Origin of the sequence: uncultured Marinobacter sp., assembly GCF_963974375.1 — a bacterium.
Classification (GTDB): domain Bacteria; phylum Pseudomonadota; class Gammaproteobacteria; order Pseudomonadales; family Oleiphilaceae; genus Marinobacter.
The window spans coordinates 1-20,070 of sequence record NZ_CAXBDN010000022.1; the positions used below are offsets into that span (position 1 = coordinate 1).

Annotated in this window: 17 protein-coding genes and 1 pseudogene; 12 read left to right on the top strand and 6 right to left on the bottom strand. The window is 58.9% G+C overall.

The window, feature by feature from the left end:
• Nucleotides 1-113, top strand: a pseudogene (locus AAC035_RS03320) (SAM-dependent methyltransferase); the annotation flags it as partial.
• Nucleotides 114-147: 34 nt separating this feature from the next.
• Here AAC035_RS03320 and plsB read toward each other — a convergent pair.
• Entirely contained in the window at nt 148-2,601 is a 2,454-nt protein-coding gene (plsB, locus tag AAC035_RS03325; RefSeq protein ID WP_339799918.1) for a glycerol-3-phosphate 1-O-acyltransferase PlsB, read from the bottom strand.
• Nucleotides 2,602-2,810: 209 nt separating this feature from the next.
• On the opposite strand from plsB, the gene nudC reads away from it, so the two are divergent.
• Both nudC and murI read left to right on the top strand, forming a co-directional pair.
• The gene (gene nudC / locus AAC035_RS03330; protein ID WP_339799920.1) at nt 2,811-3,617 is read left to right on the top strand and encodes an NAD(+) diphosphatase; all 807 of its coding nucleotides are present in this window, start codon (nt 2,811-2,813) and stop codon (nt 3,615-3,617) included.
• The gene (gene murI, locus AAC035_RS03335) at nt 3,614-4,405 is read left to right on the top strand and encodes a glutamate racemase (RefSeq protein ID WP_339799922.1); all 792 of its coding nucleotides are present in this window, start codon (nt 3,614-3,616) and stop codon (nt 4,403-4,405) included. The genes nudC and murI overlap by 4 nt, the downstream gene beginning before the upstream one ends.
• A gap of 22 nt (nt 4,406-4,427) precedes the next feature.
• On the opposite strand, the gene AAC035_RS03340 is transcribed toward murI, so the two are convergent.
• Together AAC035_RS03340 and AAC035_RS03345 are read right to left on the bottom strand one after the other, a co-directional pair.
• Nucleotides 4,428-6,593 (bottom strand): EAL domain-containing protein, encoded by a 2,166-nt coding sequence (locus AAC035_RS03340; protein WP_339799924.1) that lies wholly within the window; start codon nt 6,591-6,593, stop codon nt 4,428-4,430.
• Nucleotides 6,594-6,645: 52 nt separating this feature from the next.
• Nucleotides 6,646-8,169: an HDOD domain-containing protein gene (locus tag AAC035_RS03345; RefSeq protein WP_339799926.1), complete on the bottom strand. Its 1,524-nt coding sequence runs from the start codon at nt 8,167-8,169 to the stop codon at nt 6,646-6,648.
• Between the two features lie 195 nt (nt 8,170-8,364).
• Here AAC035_RS03345 and AAC035_RS03350 point away from each other — a divergent pair, with 195 nt between their 5' ends.
• The 5 genes from AAC035_RS03350 (at nt 8,365) to AAC035_RS03370 (ending at nt 14,674) form a co-directional block, all read left to right on the top strand.
• Nucleotides 8,365-9,066, top strand: coding sequence for an AAA family ATPase (locus AAC035_RS03350; protein WP_339799928.1), 702 nt, complete (start codon nt 8,365-8,367; stop codon nt 9,064-9,066).
• A complete protein-coding gene (locus tag AAC035_RS03355) occupies nt 8,957-9,682 on the top strand; it encodes a hypothetical protein (protein ID WP_339799929.1) in 726 nt (241 codons plus the stop codon). Before AAC035_RS03350 ends, AAC035_RS03355 begins: the two co-directional genes overlap by 110 nt.
• A gap of 320 nt (nt 9,683-10,002) precedes the next feature.
• Nucleotides 10,003-11,547, top strand: coding sequence for a fatty acyl-CoA reductase (locus AAC035_RS03360; RefSeq protein ID WP_339799931.1), 1,545 nt, complete (start codon nt 10,003-10,005; stop codon nt 11,545-11,547).
• Nucleotides 11,548-11,913: 366 nt separating this feature from the next.
• Nucleotides 11,914-13,860, top strand: coding sequence for an acetate--CoA ligase (gene acs / locus AAC035_RS03365; protein WP_339799932.1), 1,947 nt, complete (start codon nt 11,914-11,916; stop codon nt 13,858-13,860).
• Between the two features lie 148 nt (nt 13,861-14,008).
• The gene (locus tag AAC035_RS03370; protein WP_339799934.1) at nt 14,009-14,674 is read left to right on the top strand and encodes a response regulator transcription factor; all 666 of its coding nucleotides are present in this window, start codon (nt 14,009-14,011) and stop codon (nt 14,672-14,674) included.
• A gap of 24 nt (nt 14,675-14,698) precedes the next feature.
• Here AAC035_RS03370 and AAC035_RS03375 read toward each other — a convergent pair whose 3' ends face one another.
• From AAC035_RS03375 to AAC035_RS03385, 3 genes are all read right to left on the bottom strand, one after another.
• Nucleotides 14,699-15,256 carry a DUF1439 domain-containing protein gene (locus tag AAC035_RS03375; protein ID WP_339799936.1) on the bottom strand — a complete coding sequence of 186 codons (558 nt, stop codon included), beginning with the start codon at nt 15,254-15,256 and terminating at the stop codon, nt 14,699-14,701.
• Nucleotides 15,257-15,350: 94 nt separating this feature from the next.
• Entirely contained in the window at nt 15,351-15,542 is a 192-nt protein-coding gene (locus AAC035_RS03380) for a CPXCG motif-containing cysteine-rich protein (protein ID WP_339799938.1), read from the bottom strand.
• Nucleotides 15,542-16,765: a pyridoxal phosphate-dependent aminotransferase gene (locus AAC035_RS03385; RefSeq protein ID WP_339799940.1), complete on the bottom strand. Its 1,224-nt coding sequence runs from the start codon at nt 16,763-16,765 to the stop codon at nt 15,542-15,544. The genes AAC035_RS03380 and AAC035_RS03385 overlap by 1 nt, the downstream gene beginning before the upstream one ends.
• Nucleotides 16,766-16,988: 223 nt before the next feature.
• Here AAC035_RS03385 and AAC035_RS03390 point away from each other — a divergent pair, with 223 nt between their 5' ends.
• The 4 genes from AAC035_RS03390 to AAC035_RS03405 all read left to right on the top strand — a co-directional run bounded on the left by AAC035_RS03390 (nt 16,989) and on the right by AAC035_RS03405 (nt 20,069).
• Nucleotides 16,989-17,966: a D-2-hydroxyacid dehydrogenase gene (locus AAC035_RS03390; protein ID WP_339799942.1), complete on the top strand. Its 978-nt coding sequence runs from the start codon at nt 16,989-16,991 to the stop codon at nt 17,964-17,966.
• A 91-nt stretch (nt 17,967-18,057) separates the two neighbouring features.
• Nucleotides 18,058-18,477, top strand: a complete 420-nt coding sequence (locus tag AAC035_RS03395; protein ID WP_339799943.1) for a hypothetical protein — start codon at nt 18,058-18,060, stop codon at nt 18,475-18,477.
• Between the two features lie 116 nt (nt 18,478-18,593).
• On the top strand, nt 18,594-19,376 hold the full coding sequence (locus AAC035_RS03400) for a TolC family protein (protein WP_339799945.1): 783 nt from the start codon (nt 18,594-18,596) through the stop codon (nt 19,374-19,376).
• A gap of 15 nt (nt 19,377-19,391) precedes the next feature.
• Nucleotides 19,392-20,069 carry a TolC family protein gene (locus AAC035_RS03405; RefSeq protein WP_339799946.1) on the top strand — a complete coding sequence of 226 codons (678 nt, stop codon included), beginning with the start codon at nt 19,392-19,394 and terminating at the stop codon, nt 20,067-20,069.
• The last annotated feature ends 1 nt before the right edge of the window (nt 20,070 follow it).

Genomic DNA, 20,070 nt, shown 5'->3' on the forward strand with positions numbered 1-20,070 from the left:
TGAAGCGCGCCCGCCGGGCACCCGGGATTGCCGGCCCGAAGCCCACCATGGCGGTGGAAGGCAAGAGCAGCCGCTATGATGTCTATACCTTGCAGGGACTGCCGCGAACCTGAACCGTTGCGTGACGGCCTTCGGCCCGCTGTTTCGTCAGCTCCCCAAGCGGGTAACCTCGGCGATGGCCTGTCGTTTCTCGACACTCAGCACTACCCTGGCATCTTCCGACACATCCTCCAGCGCCTGGGTATAACTCAGACGTCCGTTCTCATCCTGACTGATAACCCCGTTATTCTGCAGATTGCCAATGAAGTTGCGGAACAGTGCCTTGTCGAAGAATTCCGGTGCGTTCAATCCGAACAGAATCGACATTCGTTCCGCCATCAGCGTGCTCTGGTCTTCAAGTTCTGCGGCGGTCAGAGTGCCTGGTCCATGCTTGCGCAGGGTGGCGATGGCGATGTAATAGCGCTCAAGGGTCTGGATGATGAAACGCGACAGGGTATGCAGTTCGAGGCGGGCCGCTGTGCCTTCGCCAGGCCCGGTGATCCGGACCCCGTCGGTGCCCAGAATGCCGGATTCCACCAGGGTGTCCAGCCAGCGGTCAATTTCGCTTTCTACCTGGTCATCCGGGTATTGCAGGAAAAGCTCGGAGCGAAGGTAGGGGTAGATGGCGCTGGCCAGAAATATCACTTTGTCACGTCCCATGGACGAACAATTCTCGAACAGACACGCAATCAGTGCCGGTACTGCAAACAGGTGCTGGATATTGTTGCGATAGTAGGTCATCAGAATGGCATTGGTATCGTCCAGACCAACAATATCGCCCAGTTTCTGGGGGTGACGTCCGACCAGGCCCATCTGTTCGCAGTAGTGGATCCAGTCGGCACCCTTGCCCTCTGGCATGGTGACCGTGTCGGCATAGGGATGCGATCGCAGCAGTGCCGCAAAGCCATCCAGCAGCCGGGCCAGTTGGCGTTCATCCATGGCCAGGCGCTCGGTTGCCAGCAGCACCGTTGCGACGAGGGTGACCGGGTTAACGGCCACTGCCGCGTTGATGCGGGTTGCCACTTCGGTTGCCAGGGTGTCCACCGCCTGCTCCAGCCAGGGCGGTCGGTGATGGGCGTCGTAGCTCTGCGCCTGCCAGCCGGGCTGAACCTCGTCCAGCAGCGACGACAGGTCAATCGCACTGCCAAAGTTGAGCGAAACCTTGCCAAACGAACTGGTCAGTTTGCCGGCGGTTTTGGCAAGTCCGACAACGCTCTCTTTTTTCTTGGCCTTGCCGCGGAGCTCGCCCAGATAGGAACGACCCTCCATGATTTTTTCGTAGCCAATGTAGACCGGTACCAGTTTGATGGGTTTCTGATGGTCTCGAAGAAAGCTGCGAACGGTCATGGACAGCATGCCCGGACGTGGCTGAAGCATGCGCCCGGTGCGGCTTCGCCCGCCTTCGACAAAGTACTCCACGGAGTATCCCCGGGAGAACATGGTATGAACATATTCATTGAAGACCGCGGCATAGAGCGGGTTGTCCTTGAAGCTGCGGCGCATGAAGAAGGCGCCACCGCGTCTCAGTATGGGCCCCACCAGCGGCATGTTGAGGTTGATGCCGGCGGCAATGTGGGGGGGCATCAGACCGTTCTGGTAAAGCACGTAGGACAGCAACAGATAGTCAATGTGCGAGCGGTGGCAGGGGACGTAAACCACGGCATTGTCTTCGGCGACCTGCTGCACCTCGCGGATATTGTTGACCTGAACCCCCTTGTATAACCGGTTCCAGAGCCAGCTCAGCAGCACTTCCATGACGCGAATGGTGACAATTGACATGCTGGAGGCGATTTCATTGCCATAATCCCGCGCTTTCAGCCGCACTTTGTCCGGGTGAATGTCGTTCTTGCGGGCGGTTTCGCGAATGGCTTCGCGCACGGCGGGGGTGCGGATCAGGTCGGCTACCAGGGTCCGCCGGTGGGACAGGTCAGGCCCCAGCACAGCCTGCCGGACCCGGCGAAAATGGGTGCGCAGGATGCGGGCGGTCTTGCGGGTGGCTCTTTGCCGGCTTTTCCGATGCTCCTGAACGCTCTCTGCGAGGGACAGGGGTTCGCCGAAACGAACCAGGGCATTACGGCCATGAAGCAGAATGATCAACAGTTTCTGGAAGCGTCCCACCACGGTCCAGGTGTCAGACAGGATCAGCTTCAGCAGTGACTTTTCCTTATCCGGAGACCGGCCCCAGAACAGCGATACCGGTACCAGCTGGACATCCAGGGTGGGATCCTCCAGGGCAAGGTCAATCAACGCCTGCATCTGTGACGTCATGACCGGGGTCTGCCGGCGACCAAGCAATCCGGTGGTTCGTTTGTAAAGAAAACAGAACGACTGGGACGGCCCATGGTTGATTCCAAGGGGCTCGCTGGCGGCCGGCAATCCGGCCTTGCGAACTTCCTGCTCAAGCACCAGGCGGCTCGACAGGGAACTGTACTGCATGATGTAACAGACCGGTTTGTCCGGGTCCAGCTTCAGCTCGGATTCGTCGGCACCCATCACCCGGGTCCGGACCCACAGGAACAGGATCTTACGCAGAATTGTCAGCAGACCGGAAAACAATCCCATGCAGCGTCACCTCGATTTGAAACGGGGCTCAAGTGTACTGTCTTGATGCCTGCCCGCAAAGGCAGATCTGGACCCGGACCAGGCTAACCGTGACAGGTGTTCGCATCAGTGTATGCGCACCGGCCCATTATGCTACATTTGGAGCTTTGCCCGCGCAGGCGTTTTCTTTCGCCCGGGGCGTTTTCCCCATAGCAGCACAGGCGGTTAGCATGCAGAACTGGATTCCGGGCTGGTCCCGTAAGGCTCCTGAGGCAAACGACGGCTACATTGCCATTAACGGGCCGGACATCTGGCGCCCCGAAGAAGGCTGGATCCATCGCTGGGGAGCCGCAGAGGGTGCTGTTCCCGATGGCGAGGAACCGGTTTTTGTGGGTACTCTGGACGGCCGTGCGCTGTACGCCGGTCCGCTGGATCCCGGATTTCTGCTGTATCAGGCCAGCCCGGTGTCATTGCGGGACGCTCTGATCAATGAACCGGATGCTCCGGCTGACCTGCTGAATCTGGCCTCACAGGTCATGCAGTGGTGGCATGATCACCGCTTTTGTGGTCGCTGTGGTCATCCAACTGGTTTTCATCCGGCCGAGCGTGCCCGCTTCTGCGAGCCCTGCGGTATTCCCTTCTATCCACGGTTGGCGCCGTGTGTGATTGTGCTGATTCGCCGTGGCGATCGCTTTCTGCTGGCTCGCTCCTCCCGCATCCGTCATCATTTCTTCAGTCTGATTGCCGGTTTTGTTGAACCCGGTGAAAGCGCAGAGCAGGCGGTGGCCCGGGAAGTCATGGAGGAGACTGGTCTGAAGGTCAGTAACGTGCGTTATGCCACCTCGCAACCCTGGCCGTTTCCCCATCAGCTGATGCTGGGGTATTTCGCCGACTATGAATCCGGAGACCTGGTACTGCAGGAAGACGAGCTGGCTGAAGCCGACTGGTTTTTGCCGGATGATCATCCTCCGGTGCCGCCGGAAACCACCATCGCGGGCCGCCTGATCCGACAACTCAAGCAGGAAATGCTGAGTTGACGGCACGGGTGCTGGTGTTCGATTCGGGCGTTGGCGGGCTGAGTGTCGGCGCCTGTATTCGCCAGCAGATGCCCGGGGTCATGCTTACCTTCCTGGCCGATAACGTGGGCTTTCCCTACGGCAACCAGCCGGAGGCCACGGTGATTGCCCGCACGGTGGGGCTGATCGGTGAACAGCTTGCCCGGTATCCGGCGGATGTTGTGGTGGTTGCCTGCAATACTGCCAGTACGGTGGCGCTGCCGGCGCTCAGGGCTGCCATATCGGTGCCGGTGGTGGGTGTGGTCCCGGCGATAAAGCCGGCCGCGCAAATGTCAGTCAACCGTCGTATTGGTGTATTGGCTACACCGGCCACAATTCGGCGGAGTTATCTTGACGACCTTGTTGAAGACTACGCCAGCGACTGCCTGGTTGAGCGTATCGGTCACGCTGAACTTGTACTGTGGATCGAACACTGGACCCGGGGACATTCGCTGCCGGAAGCGGAGCTGTCATTGGCATTGCAACCCTTCCGGGATGCGGGTGTTGATACCGTGGTGTTGGGTTGTACCCATTACCCACTGATTCTGGAGCAGCTTGCGGTGTTGTTGCCGGAAGTTCGCTTCTGGGTTGATTCCGGCGAGGCTATCAGTCGTCGTGCCGCCTGGTTATTGCACCGGGCGGGGTTCAGTGATGACATGCTGGCACGACCTGCGGCTTTTGGTCATCACAACTGTGTGTTCAGTGGTGACAGGCCCCCGGGTATCGATTCGTTTCTGACAGGTCACGGTTGCGTGCCTGGTCCCATATGACGATGCGGATTGCCGCCTGAGCTCAGACAGCCGCCCTGGTCACTTCTCTTGCCAGCAGAGCCTGCACCACCTCGGCCGGCTGGGGTTTGCCACAGTAGTAGCCCTGGACGTGTTCACAGCCCAGGTCGGCCAGATAATCCAGTTGCTCCTGATTCTCCACGCCTTCGGCAACGATCTCGAGGCGCAAGCCATGAGCCATGGCAACAATGGCGTTCACAATGCAGGCACCGTCATTGCCCGAGCGTATGTCCTGAACGAATGACCGGTCGATTTTCAGGGTATGAATGGGCAGGTGGTGCAGGTAATTAAGGGAGGAGTATCCGGTGCCAAAGTCATCGATCGCAATCCGGATACCCTGTCCGGCCAGTTCTCTCAGTTTCTGGCTCACCTGTTCAAGGTCATTCATGATCACGTTTTCGGTGATCTCTATTTCCAGATTGGCCGGGGGGAAACCGAGCGTTCGCAACTGCGACATCAGATTATCCACAAAGCCCGGGTGTTCAAGCTGGATAGGTGACAGGTTGACCGCGAGCCGCAGGTCGGCGTTACCGGACCGTATCCAGCGCCCCGCCTCTTCGCAGGCCTGGGTCAGCACCTGTTGGCTGAGCTCTGAAATCAGGTTGGTTTCGGATGCCAGGGGCAGAAACTCGGCCGGGTAAAGCAGTCCCCTGATGGGATGCTCCCAGCGCACCAGTGCCTCAAGGCCAGACACCCGGCCAGTACCGAGGCAGATCTGGGGCTGGTAGTGAACCTTCATTTCACCTTCTGCCAGCGCCCGGCGCAGATCCCGTTCCATATCAAGCCGGTTTGCGGTGTCGACGGACATACTGGGGTCAAAGAAACAGTAACCGTCCTTGCCCCGGGCCTTGACGTTGTACATGGCGATATCGGCGTTGCGGATCAGGGTTTCCAGGTGTTCACCGGCCTCCGGGAACAGGGCGATGCCAATACTGACGCCGATAAATATGTCGTGGTTGTCGAGGCGGAAAGGGGCTTTCAGGGTGTCAATCAGTTTGGTGGCGATCCGGGCCGCTTCCTCCCGTCCCGGTAACGTGGGCAGCAGCAAGGTAAACTCGTCGCCACCGAACCGGGACAGGGTGTCGCCTTTGCGCAGACATCGCTCCAGGCGCTGGGTGACGGCCTGCAGCAGGCGGTCACCCATGGAGTGGCCGAGGGTGTCGTTAATGATCTTGAAGCGATCAAGATCCAGGAACATGACCGCCAGGCTCTCACTGTTGCGGCGGGCCTGGGTCATGGCCAGGTTGAGCCGGTCCCGGAACAGGGCCCGGTTCGGGAGTCGTGTCAGCAGATCGTGATAGGCCTGAAAACTGATAAAAGCTTCGGCTTCCTTGCGTTCGGTGATATCCCGGGCGGTGCCATAAAAACGGGCATGACGGCTCAGGTACTGTTCATCGGCGTTTTCTGAGCCGTTCCAGGTCTGCTGATCGATAGGGAAAGCGGTTATCTCGAAATGCCGGTTGGCAGCAAGGCTCCCAGCCGTCCGTAACCGCACCTCGAAGGATACTGGCCGCTCTGCGGTGATGCCCGGATCCTTGAGTGCGTGGCTGCTGCGCAGGGCATCTTCCTGGTCCAGCAGAATCCGGAAATCACGGCCGATCAGTTCCGAGTGGCGGTGGCCCAGCAGGTTTTCCACCTTGCGGTTGAGGAAGCAGAAGCGGCCATCGCTGTCCAGCATGAACACAATGTCCGGCGAGCTGTTGACGATATAGCGATGCAGGGATTCCGAATGTTCCAGACGGCGCTGTACATGGTCATGGGCCCGCAACAACGATTGTTTGCCCATGACGTTGTCAAGGGTGGCAAGCAGCTCATCCGGATCAAAGGGTTTGCGGATGTAGTCGGCGGCACCACGGCGTAACGCGCGACTGACCGTGCGGAAAGAGGTTTCACCGCTGACCACAATCAGGGCGCAATCCGGTTGCTGGCGATGGATGGCATCCATGACATCAAAACCGTCGACCTCAGGCATGTTCAGATCAATCATCGCCAGATCAAAGCTCTGTGTACAGAGGATGTCACAGGCTTCCTGGCCACCGTTGGCTGCCACCGTGTCATAGCCCTGCTGTCGCAGCAGTTCGGCCAGGCTTTGGAGCAGGCGAGGGTTGTCATCGGCTACCAGAATACGCTGGGTTTTCTGGAAACGCTCAGCTGGCACTGCCTTGATCATCGCGGTTTACCCGTCTGTTTTGAATCATAACCACCTGTGGCCCTGATTGCGGCTACAGACTGCTGATTGCCACCGGCAGCAGGATCCGGAACCGGGTTCCGGCGGTACTGCTCTGGCAGCTGATGATGCCCTCCATGTCATCAATGAGCTGTTTCACGATACTCAGACCCAGGCCGCTATGGCCGGGTCCCTTGCCGGATTGTACCGGCTCGAACAGGGATTGCTGAACCCTGGCCGGAAGCCCCGGGCCATTGTCGGCAATGGTCAGCTCCACCCATTCCCGGTCCTGTTGCCATACCGGAAATACCGTGGTGACGGTGATTTCTACCGGTTGGCTCTGGCACTCAGCCCCATTGCGCAGCAGATTCAGCAGAATCTGGCGCAGCGGTGCTGCCGGTGTCTGCAGGTCTGGCAGTTGCTCGCTCAAGGCCAGTGTAAGCCGGGTTCCGGTCTGCCGGAACAGGCCATTTTCCAGAATCCGGCAAACGGCCTCTATTTCTTCATTCAGTTCGGCGCCCACGCGACACTCGGCCTGGGTTTCAGGAGTTCTGGCCAGCTGAGCCAGCAATGTCGTCGCCCGTTCCAGCTCGTCATTGACAATGTCCAGGTGATCCTGGCTCTGGGGGTCTTCCAGCCGGTTGCGAAGCTGAAAGATGTACTGCCTCACCACGGTCAGCGGGTTACTGATCTCGTGCACCTGTCGCCGTAACTCCAGCAGGTCCGGACCCATTGGCGCCGGGTCAGACCGGCTGGCCAGCAGATCCCGGACAGCCCTGACAGTCAGTGCTCTGGTGCTGGCTTCGCCGTCGTAAACGGCTGCCGCTGCAATACCGAGTGATTCCGCCAGTTGCGCTGTCTCGTTGCGGATTCTGACAAGAATCTCGGCGGTCAGCTCTTCGTTCAACCGGAACGCCCGGGCGGCCAGTGTCAGGCCTGCCGATTCAGAAATCATCAGGCGCGCCGCCACCGCAATCAGTCGGGTCAGATGACTGCTGTGGGTATGATCGCGCAGCGTTTCGTCGGTGTCCTGATAGCGCAGCGCTTCAGCAACTTCCGGGCCAAGAGCCCAGGCTTCGGCCAGGCGGGCACTCAGTTCCGGTACGGTATCATGATCATCCGGAACCTGTCCCTGAAGTTGCTGGTCAAGCTTCAGCAACGCACCTGCGTTATGCAGCATGCCTGTCAGAAATGCCAGATCCAGAGCCTGATAACGGGTAAGCCGGGCCAGCGCCTTGGCCATCAGGGCGGCACCCAGTGACTGGCGCCAGAAGCCCTGCAGCTGCTGCCAGTGGCCTTTGCCCATTTCGAACAACAGCTGCTGCAACGCGGCGGTCAGCACAAAGGTATGTAGCCGGTCTGTACCCAGGCGTAGCAACGCCTGCTCAATACTCTGGGCGGGTTCAATGCGCTGGAATGCGGCAGAGTTGGCGAGACTGAGTACGCGACCGGTCAGGGCTGTGTCACTGTTGATAATGTCACTGATGCTCCGGTAGCTGTCGTCGCGACGACAGGCTTCCAGAGCCCGTAAGTGTACTTCAGGCAGTGTCGGCAGCTGCTGATCGGCAGATATCACCATTCCCAGTAATCCATGCGCTGGTTCTCATATTCAACAGGAACTTAGAGTAGACAATAAAAGTGACATATCAAAGTATTTCTGCCGAATTTTTGTACATGTCGTAAGATTTTTTGGCTGTCGGCTTGAAAATCCTGTAAAAATACGGGCTGCACAGCACGTCCTTTCCGGCCGCAGAGACACGGTAGTCGCCAACCAATGATGGCAGAACATTCCACAGTCAGGTTTGATCCAACATCGGATTCCGGCCTTCCGCTCAGATCTTCCGGGTTGCGCCAGCCCCGCATCGTCGCGATTACCGGTGGCAAGGGCGGTGTCGGGAAAACCTCGGTGGCTGTCAATCTTGCCCTCAGTTTTGCCCGTCGTGGACAGAAGGTCTTGTTGCTGGACGGCGACACCGATCTGGCCAATGTCAGTATCCTTCTCGGTCAATACCCCTCGAAAACCCTGGAGCAGGTGCTGGCCGGGCAGTGCACGTTTGACGACGTCATCATGAAAGCTGATTTTGGTCTGCACGTGATTCCCGGAGCCTCGGGGGTTGAGCGCTGCATGGATCTCGGCCGCGATGAAGCGTTTCCGGTCCTGCGGGACCTGGCAACTCTGGAGAAACGATACGATCTGATTCTGATTGACACCGCGTCGGGATTGCAGCCCACTGCGCTGCACATGGTGGCCACGGCCATGCTGGCCTGTGTGATTATTACCCCTGACCCGGCATCGCTTACCGATGCCTTCTCCTTGCTGCGAGTGCTCCAGGGGCTACAAACGTACCCCGGGTGTTATTGTCAATATGGCCCGTGGCGCCAGTCAGGCCCGGGAGGTTTACCGGCGTTTTTCCGGCGCCGTCCGCCGTCATCTGGCGATGGATGTCGACTACCTGGGCGCGGTCTGGCGCGATGAGACCCTGCGCCATTCCGTGGAAGTACAGCGCCCAGTCGCAACCCTTGCGGAGACTGATCCGTCCTGTCGTCAGTTTCTGACACTGGCGGAAATGCTGGAAGTTCATCTGGCAAGAATGCCGCCCCGAAAATCCGGATTTGCGGCCTACTGGCATCATCGCACCCGGCAAGCTGCTGACGCTGCCCTGGCGGAGCGGGAAGCCGAAGCCACGTCGACACCAGACCTGCCCGTGGCACCCTCGTCCGCCAGTGTGTCCGGCGAAGCCGGTCCGGCGTCGGATCGTTTTGCCAGCCCGGTAGTGCATTGCCGTCAGCTGTTTGACCTGGTTGACCAGTTGCTGGCGGCGAACCCGGCTGAACCGGCGCTCCGAAGTGAGGCGCTGAGACAGGCAGCTGCACTGATCGCGGGCATCGCTGATGGTCTGCCGGAGGAGGCAGGCCCCGCATCTGGTCCCCTGTCACCCCCGTCATCCGGGTCGCCTGAACCGGATGGACCAGCCTACGATGAGTCCCGTTACGGAACGCAGCAGGCCCTGTTGGGCGTATTGCGCGAGCAGTCGCCGGAGGTATCGGTTGATCAGTTTCTGTCAGGGTTACCGTCCGGTTACGATCATTAAGTAGACATTTTTTTTCTGTCAATTGTCGTCATACTGTCACGGTGCCTGTGACAGACTGCACATCCTGGCCTTACCACTATCACTTCTGTTTGATCTGCCTTGCTGTGGTTCTGCAGGGATCGGCGTTTCGGAAACTGGCCCGTTTCGTGCAGATTGTCCTGGCAACGAGGCGGTTGCGCTGCGACATGATGCCGCCATCGCTTTCCCGGTGAGCGACTGCTCACGGAACGCCGGGACACTGTGACACTCAGGGACGCCCCGACGAGCCTTCGAACGTGACCGGTTCAGGCTCCGAAATTTTACGAGAAGGAGTTCAACTGATGACCCTACCTACCTCCCAGACAGGAGATCCTGATTCTGCAGTCCGCTCAGCCTTGCGCGGCAAGCATGTATTGATCACCGGAACTACCGGATTTCTGGGCAAGGCTGTACTTGAAAAACTGATCCGCAGTGTTCCCGATATCGGTGGAATCTACTTGCTGGTGCGGGGCAATGCCCGTCATCCCAATGGGCGTGAGCGTTTTTTCAGTGAGATTGCCAGCGCCAATGTCTTTGATTATCTGCGAGCTGAAGATATCGCCGGGTTTGACCAGTTTCTTGAAACGCGGGTCCATTGCGTTACCGGCGAGCTGACCCGTCCGCGGTTTGGCCTCAGTGACGATGAGTATGAAGCCCTGGCAGGCCGGGTTGACCTGGTCATCAATTCCGCTGCCAGCGTCAATTTCCGGGAAGAGCTCGACAAGGCGCTGTCCATCAATACCCTGTGCCTTGATAATGTTGCGGTGTTTGCCCGCCGGGCCGGCAATATCCCGGTTGTCCAGGTTTCCACCTGTTATGTCAACGGTATGAACAGCGGTGAGATATCTGAAGATGTGATCAAACCGGCCGGTGCGGACATCCCTCGCAACGCCGGGGGCTGGTATGAAACCGGGAGTCTGATCCGTCTGTTGCAGGACAAGATTACCGACGTCCGCTCCAGGTACGCCGGCAAGATGCTTGAGAAAAAGCTGGTGGAGCTGGGCATCCGTGAAGCCAATCATTATGGCTGGAGTGATACCTACACCTTCACCAAGTGGCTCGGTGAACAGCGTCTGATGGAATCGCTGCAGGATCAGAGTCTGACGATCGTGCGTCCGTCCATTATCGAAAGTGCGCTGGCAGAGCCGGTGGCGGGCTGGATCGAAGGCGTGAAGGTGGCGGACGCCATTATTCTGGCCTACGCCCGAGAGAAAGTGACGGTGTTTCCCGGTGACCGCAACGGAGTGATAGACGTTATACCGGTGGATCTGGTGGCCAACAGTCTGTTGCTGGCCTCCGCCGAGATTCTGACCGAAGAGACCGGCCGCCGTATTTACCAGTGCTGCAGTGGTTCGCTCAACCCGATCTCGCTTGGCGAGTTTATCGACCACCTGATGGACGAGGCCCGTGAAAACTATCAGGCCTACGACAAGCTGTTTAGCCGGCAGCCCACCAAACCGTTCATTGCCGTGAATCGCGTGCTGTTCGACGCAACGGTTAACGGTATTCGGGTACCGCTGTCGCTGGCCAACAAGGTGATGAGGCTGGCGGGTCATGGCCGGGATCTCAAGCTGTTACGGAATCTTGATACCACCCGTGCCCTGGCGACCATCTTTGGTTTCTACACATCACCGAATTACATCTTCAGTAACGCCAGGCTGATGGCGTTGGCAGGGCGCATGGGCCTTACGGATCAGGCCTTGTTCCCGGTTGACCCCCGCAAGATTGGCTGGGAAACCTATTTGCGCAAGACCCATCTGGGCGGTCTCAACCGGTACGGTCTGGGCGAACGCCGGGTCTACAGCCTGCGTGCCCGCCGCGAGCGCAGAACGGCAGTGGCCGCGTAAATTTCAGTATTTCAAAACACCCGCAAAACACCCGTTACGCGGGTGTTTTGTTCTGCACCTTCGGCTCCCTCTTTCAAAAGACTTGTAGCAGTAGTACGTTGGTCTAATTCAACCTGCGGGGTACCCGTGTTGTTATAGGGGCATCCGCTTCACAGGGGAGTGGTCCTGCTTGTTTTGGCTGGCTCGCTTTGCCGTCAGGCTCCGGGTAGCCTGGTTCGGTTTGGCGCGACTCTGGTTGGTTTGACTTGAGCTGGTCTGACCCGCACCGACATGGATTACTCCCCGGATGCCGCCAGGTAATGGCATCATAAAGTTCTGTTCCAACAATTCTGACAACTCAGAAACAGACTCTGAAAGGGGGAGAAGATGACCGACAGCAAGTTATACCCGGTAGATCCGGATTTTGCCCAGCAGGCGCTGATCAATCGCGAGCAATACGATCAGATGTACCGCCAGTCCATAGAGGAGCCGGATGCCTTCTGGGGCGAGCATGGCAAGAGACTGGACTGGATCAAGCCTTTCACCAGAGTCAAGAACACCACGTTTGACTACGACAATCTCTCCATCAAATGGTTTGAAGATGGTGTGCTGAATGCGTCGGCCAACTGTCTTGACCGCCATCTGGACAGTCGTGGGGATCAGACGGCAATTATTTTCGAGGGTGACGATCCTTCAGAGTCCCGCCACGTTACCTATCGTGAGCTTTACACAGAAACCTGCAAGTTTGCCAATGTCCTGAAAACCCTGGGCGTCAGCAAAGGCGACGTTGTCACCATCTACATGCCGATGATTGTTGAGACTGCGGTGGCCATGCTGGCCTGTGCCCGGATTGGCGCGATCCACTCGGTCGTGTTTGGTGGCTTTTCACCGGAGGCGCTGGCCTCACGGATTGCCAACGGCAAGTCCCGCTTCGTGATCACCGCCGATGAAGGGTTGCGGGGTGGCCGCAAGATTCCGCTGAAGAAGAATGTCGATGCCGCACTCAAGCATGACGACGACGTCAGCGTTGCAAAGGTTGTGGTCGTCAGCCGCACCGGCGGCGACGTGCCCTGGAACGAAAACTGCGATGTGCGTTACGAAGACATGATGAAAACCGCGTCGGCGGAGTGCCCGCCGGAGCCCATGGGCGCGGAAGATCCCCTGTTCATGCTGTACACCTCCGGGTCCACCGGTGCGCCCAAGGGTGTGCTGCACACCACCGGCGGCTACCTGACCTATGTCTCCATGACCCATCAGTACGTCTTTGACTACAAGGACGGTGATGTTTACTGGTGTACGGCCGACTTTGGCTGGGTCACCGGCCACAGTTACATTCTTTACGGTCCTCTGGCCAATGGTGCGGTAACCCTGCTGTTTGAAGGCGTGCCTAATTATCCCGACAGCTCGCGGATGGGGCAGGTGGTGGACAAACACAAGGTCAACGTGCTCTACACCGCTCCCACGGCTATCCGGGCACTGATGGCCGAGGGTGAATCCTGCATGAACGGCACCCGCCGTGACAGTCTGAAACTGTTGGGTTCGGTGGGTGAGCCCATCAACCCGGAGGCCTGGGAGTGGTATCACCGGGTCATCGGCAACAGCTCGTGTCCGATCGTCGACACCTGGTGGCAGACCGAAACCGGTGGCATTCTGATTGCCCCCTTGCCGGGCGCCTTTGACCTCAAACCTGGCTCTGCGACACTGCCGTTCTTTGGTGTTAAACCCGCCCTGGTGGATAACGAAGGCAATGTTCTCGAAGGCGTTGCCGAGGGTAATCTGGTGATTCTGGACAGCTGGCCTGGCCAGATGCGTACCATTTATGGTGACCATGCGCGCTTCAAACAGACCTATTTCAGCGCGTATAAAGGCATGTACTTTACCGGTGACGGTGCCCGTCGGGACGCGGATAACTACTACTGGATCACCGGTCGGGTGGACGACGTGCTCAATGTGTCCGGGCACCGTCTGGGTACTGCCGAAGTTGAAAGTGCGCTGGTGTCCCACGACAAGGTGGCGGAAGCTGCCGTGGTAGGTTACCCCCATGACATCAAGGGCCAGGGTATCTACGTTTACGTGACGGTGGTTCAGGGCGTCGAACCCACCGAAGAGCTCCGTAAGGAACTGGTGCAATGGGTGCGCAAGGAAATTGGTCCGATCGCGTCACCGGATGTCATTCAGTGGGCGCCGGGACTGCCGAAGACCCGTTCGGGCAAGATCATGCGCCGTATTCTGCGTAAAATTGCGGCCAACGAGCATGATCAGTTGGGTGACACTTCGACACTGGCAGATCCCGGTGTTGTCGATGAGCTTATCAGTCAACGTGCTTTCAAGTAGACTCTGAGTAAATCAGAAGACGATTATGCCCGCCGGGAGATACGTCTCCCGGCGGGCATTGTTGTTTGAGGAACCCCGGATTTGTCGTGCTTGCCCGACAACGGACCGGCGAACCTGGCCGGATATCGTCACAGAGGAATCCCCCGGAATGGCCCAGCACATTATTATTGCCGATGATCACCCGCTGTTTCGGGCCGCACTGCGGCAGGCGGTCAGTCAGGCGGTGCCTGATGCGTCCGTCAACGAAGTAGACAGCATCAAGTCGCTGCAGGCAGCGGTAGAGGCCAACCCCAATGCCGACCTGGTGCTGCTGGACCTGAACATGCCGGGAGCCCATGGCTTCTCCGGTCTGGTGTTCTTGCGCGGGCAATATCCGGGTTTGCCGGTAGTGGTGGTGTCCGGTTCCGAGGAGCTGCAGGTGATGCGTCGTTCCATCGATTACGGCGCCTCCGGCTTTATTCCCAAGTCTGCTCCGTTGCCGGAGATTACCGAGGCGATTCAGGCGGTGCTGGAAGGGGATGTGTGGCTGCCGGTCGGAGTTGCGGACAAGCTGGAAAGGATGCAGGTGGAGACGACGGATTTCTCCGAGCGCCTCGCCTCACTGACGCCCCAGCAGTTTCGGGTGCTGGGTATGCTGGCGGAAGGTTTGCTGAACAAGCAGATCGCCTACGATCTGGACGTGTCGGAAGCGACGATCAAGGCTCACATCACCGCAGTCTTCCGCAAACTGGGGGTGCGTAACCGAACCCAGGCGGTTATTGCCATTCAGCAAATGGAGCTGGATCCCTCCAACCCCTCACTTTCCGGGAACTGAAGCCAGTCCCCGAATGGCGGTGTATCAGGGCTTGTAAAACTCCAGTCTTCCTGGTGCTACCCGGATGTCCATGCCAGCCATGCCCAGAATCCGCTGACCAAGATTGGTTTCGTCCAGGCGATAGATGGGCACGGTTTCGAGCAGCTGAGCGACCAGTCGCATGGCATTGTCGGTAACCGGTTTGAGGTCCGCATTGCCAAGCAGCGGGGATTCCACCCGACTGTCCAGCAGTTTCAGGCGACGGATGAAAATGGCCTTTTGCTCACTGTCGTACACCGGAGCACCTTCTACCTTCAGAGCAATATTCACCGGCAGCCGGACGCCAAGGAAAGTGGCTGCGGCTTCACCGGCCAGATCTATCACCGCTACGTCTCGGCCATCCGGCCCCAGAGTGATGTCCGCATCATTCAGCGACAGGCTGATGGGTGAGCGGGCGTTAAGCTGCTGCCGGTCAAAATCCTGAAAGGCATCCCGGAGGTGACGTTCCAGAGTGGCTTCATTGATGGCATAGCCGGGCATTCCGGCACAACCGGAAAGCAGAACGGCCAACAGTGCCATTACAGTCAGGAGGCGTGGGGTCATGGGGGCAGGCTCTCATTGTGTTCGGGTGGGGTTGTTATGCCACAGTCTGAAGTAGCGGAGGAACTGAGGCAAGCGGTTGCAAGATGAGCACTTGTTAACCGTTTTCAGCGTCAGCGGTTACCGTTAGCTGGTTGAAGTCATCAAAGCAGGCGTGGATCACGATAGGCTGGCAGCAGACCTGGCAGTCTTCCACATATTCAGCGTCCCGCAAGCTGGGGTCGACGCTGATGTTCAGCATTTCCCAGCAATACGGGCACTGAATGGTCGCAGGTGCCAGATCTGACATCAGAATTTCTGCTTGGCCATCCAGGGAATGATACGGTCGAATGCTTCTTCAAGTCGCTCACAGGTCGTGGAGAAGCTCAACCGCAAGGCATTACTGGTGTGTTCGCCAAAGGCATCGCCCGGTACCGTGCAGACTCCGGTCTCTTTCAGCATCCGCAGGGCCAGGTCCGAGCCGTCCACGTGAGGCGGCAGGTTCGGGAACGCGAAAAAAGCGCCCCCGGGCTTGTAGCCGGTCAGGTGCGGGGTCTGGTCGATCAGCTCCACGATTTTGTCCCGTCGTTCCCGGTAGATGCCCACCATATCCCGGACACATTGCTGATCACCGGTGAGTGCGGCCACGCCGGCAAACTGCGCGGGAGTATTGGCTACCGAGGTGGTGAACATGTGGTACCGGCGCAATGACTTGATGGTGGCCTGGCTTGAAATCACCCAGCCCACCCGCAGCCCCGCCATGCTGAAGGTCTTCGAGAAGCTGCTGATGCACATGATGTTGTCCAGATCCACCGAGCAGTTCAGCACGCTGGCGTAATCCTGTTCATCGAAAATCAGGTGGTCGTAAACCTCATCACTGAAGATCTGGATACCACGGTAAGCGCACTCCTCGACGATGGCTTCAATGGTTGAGCGCGGGTAAACGGCGCCAGTGGGGTTGTTGGGGGAATTCAGGATGATGGCAAAAGTCCTTGGCCCCATGGCCTGAATCACTTCGTCAGGGTCCAGCTGGTGATCGTTTTCCGCGCGGGTAGGGATGTATTTCACCTCACCGCCATTCATCCGGATCAGCGGGGCGTACAACAGAAACGTCGGGTCTGTAATGATGAACTGCCGGCCGGGCTGGGCGGTGGAGGTAATGGCCAGGTACATGGCTTCGGTGGCACCGCTGGTGATCAGGATATTGTCCCGGGTCAGCTTGCGGTTGTATCGGGCGCTGTAATAGTCCCGCAGTGCTACCAGCAGTTCCGGCAGGCCCGCATCCATGGTGTAGCCGGTCTGGCCTGCATTGAGGGCATCAATGTAGGCGTCAATGATATGTTTCGGAGTGGGCAGGTCAGGCTGGCCGATGGAGAGGTGAATCACGTCCTTCATGGTGGCGGCCAGGTTCACCATCCTGCGTATTCCCGGCACCGGTATTGCCTGCATGGCGGGGTTCCAGCTGGCTTTGGCCTTGCGGTACTTGATCTTGCGCGGCTGGGTTTGCCCGGAATCTCTTGCCACTTCTGCCATAAAAACCTCCTGGCGAAACATTGGTATGCTTTGACGATGAGCCTTCAGCCAGACTAGCCACTTAGGCTGGGCGGTACAAGCAAAGTTATGGCTTTATAAGCCGGGTTTGACCGCAACGAAGCCAGCCTCCAGACTGACATCAGACAGACCGCAGATTCAGCCGGGATAATTGTGCCGGCCAGGCTGTCTGTATGACTATTGCAAGCATCAGGAGTCACCTCATATGAGCCGTCACGATAAACCCGTTATAACTGTGCTGACCGCGCCGGACGAAGCTGAACCCCCCGGCATGGAAGCGCTCAGGGCCAGGGCCGAAGTGCGGTTTGCCAGCGACGAAGCAAGCCTTCGCGAGTCGCTGCCGGGGTCCCGGGTAATGATGGTGACAGATTTCCGCACCGAGGCTCTGGCGGCGGCCTGGCCAGCGGCCGATCAGCTGGAGTGGATTCACGCCACCAGTGCCGGGGTGGACGCGTTGATGTTTCCGGCGCTGATCGACAGCGATGTGGTCGTGACCAACGCCCGTGGAATCTTTGATCGCACCATTGCTGACTATGTCCTGTGCACCATCCTGATGTTCGCCAAGGATTTTCCGCGATCGCTGAGGTTGCAGGCCGGGCACCGCTGGTTGCACCGGGATACCGAGCAGGTGGAAAGCCGGGAGGTGCTGATTGTGGGTGCCGGGTCTATTGGCCGCCAGATTGCCCGGCTGGTGAAAGCCATAGGTATGTCACCCCACGGCATTGCCCGCAGTGCCCGCCCGGGTGACCAGGATTTTGTCACCGTGCACGGCCAGGATCAGATCTACAACCAGCTGGCGGTGGCAGATTACGTGGTCATTGCCGCACCACTGACGCCCCAGACAGAAGGACTGTTTGACAGCAAGGCGTTTGCGGCCATGAAAGAAACTGCCCGGTTGATCAACATTGGCCGCGGGCCAATCGTGAAGACCGATGACCTTATCCATGCCCTGAACCGCCAGGAAATTGCCGGGGCTGCACTGGATGTGTTTGAACAGGAGCCGCTGGACAAGGATCATCCGCTCTGGGACATGGGCAATGTGATACTGACGCCTCATATGTCTGGCGACTTTATCGGCTGGAAAAGGGCCCTGACGGATCAGTTTCTGGAGAACTTCGATCGCTGGCATCAGGGTGGCGACCTGTTCAACAGGGTGGACAAGACGCTGGGGTATGCGGGTTAGCAATGAAGGCTCAACTGTCGCCGGAAACAGGCTTTCCCCATCTGCTCAAACCCGGTAGAGTCAGCTCCTGGTTTCCCGCGCAAGGCCGAACGTGAACGCCACTGTCCGACTCAGAAACGCCGTGTTGTGGATGCTGCTGCTGACGCTGCCGGTGTTAGGCTTTACTCCGCCTGCTCACGATCTCTGCCCGGAAACCGGACTGCCATTGGTGGTCCAGCATTCCCATCAGGCCGAAGGCGGGCACCCTGCTGCAGGGGAGGAGGATCTGCATCATGACCACCACACCCGGGCCCTGAAGGGTGCCCATCATCAGCCTCAGGCTGCGACCGACCAGACGCTTCAGCAGGACCTTTGTCCAGACTGCAGCCAGTGCCTGCTGTCAGCTATTGTACTCAATGGACAGGATCCGGTTGCTGTCGCGGGAGGAAAAGAACCCCCTGCTCTGGCGCTCCTGTTGCCTGAAACCCCGAACCTGGACCTCACCGGTCCCCCTCCCAGACGACTCTCCTGATTTGCAGCTGAAGCGGACTTTGCGGCATACCGTCGTGAAGGTCCATCTGTTCATGTTGTGACTGTTTCCGATGGCCGGCTTTGTGTCTGGCCTCGGGAGCGGCAGGAGCAATAACCTTGAGATCACGAACCCTTGCTGTGGTTGGCAGCGTGGTATTGCTTGGCGCCTGCGCCAGCGTACCGGACGTGGACTACAGCAATCTTCAGAACGATTTGCAGCAAAGAGCCGGGCTGACGGAAGAAGTACAGCTTGATCAGGACCGGGCTGAGGCCAGGCAGCTGGTTGACAGTCTTCTTGACGACACCCTCGAAGCCGAAGCCGTTCGTCGGCTGGCGCTGTTGAATAGCCCGGACCTCCATGGCGAGCTGGCGCGTCTGGGAATAGCCGAAGCGGATCGGGTGCAGGCTGGTCTGATTCGCAATCCGGTGTTCGGGATCGGAGCCATGCGCCCGGACGGTGGCGGCACCTGGAAGCTGGATTTCGGCCTCAGTCAGAGCCTGCTGGATCTGTTTACCCGATCCCTGCGCACACAGGTGGCGGAGACTCGCCTGAGGGAAGTCCAGCTTGACGTTAACCGAACCGTCAGTGAAGCCATCCTGATGGCGGAAAAAGCGTATTTCGAGGCGGTCGCTGCCCGCCACAAGGCGGCCATGGCAGACACACTGGCTGCAGCCGCAGACGTTCGCCGGGATCTGGCCAGCCGTTTTTACGCCGCCGGTAACATCACCGACCAGCAGATGACCCGGGAGCGCAAGGCGGCGGCTCAGGCTCGCCTGGTGGCAGACACCGCCAAGATCGACGCCGAGCGCGCCCGCTGGGCTCTGGCGACGCATCTGGGTATCCGGGACGGGGGCCGGCTGAAGCTGCCTGAACAGTTGCAACGCCTGCCGCAGGAGTAGTTCCAGGCCGACATCATGGTCATCAAGGCGCTCAATAACCGCCTTGACCTGCAACTGGTGCGGCAACTCGCCGAACGCTATCGCGGTGATCGCGCCGTCAGTGGCCGGACCCGCGGTCTGGACACGCTGGACATTGGAGTCAATGCAGAGCGTGAGTTCGATAGCAGCTGGAACTTCGGTCCGGAGCTGGGCTTTTCGTTGCCAATTTTCCACCAGGGCCAGGCCTCGGTGGCCTCAGCAGAAGCCCGGCTGGCCCAGAGCGACTACCGGACAGGGGCGCTGGAGCTTGCAGTGGAACACCAGGTACGACGGGCCTTGCTGGTGCTGATGCGGGAGCGCCAGGCAGCAGAGCGCCTGGAACAGCAGATTATTCCGCTGCAACGGCGGTTGGTTGAGCTGAGCCTGGAAGGATACAACTTCATGATTAACGACGTGTTCGAAACCCTGGGTTATCGTCAGGAGGAATTCCGCCTGGCCAGCGATCATGTGGATGCAGTCGCTGCCTACTGGCTGGGCCGGTCGGCATTGTCCCTGGCGGTCGGTGGTGGTTTGCCGGATGCCCGCAGTGAGCGGATGCAGCCGCTGAAAACCGATGCGGCCGCAGGTGCGCATGGAGGCCACGGTGGCCATGACACCGCCCCGGAGCAAACGCCGTCAACCAATGCCGGTCACAACGACCACCAACACCACTGAG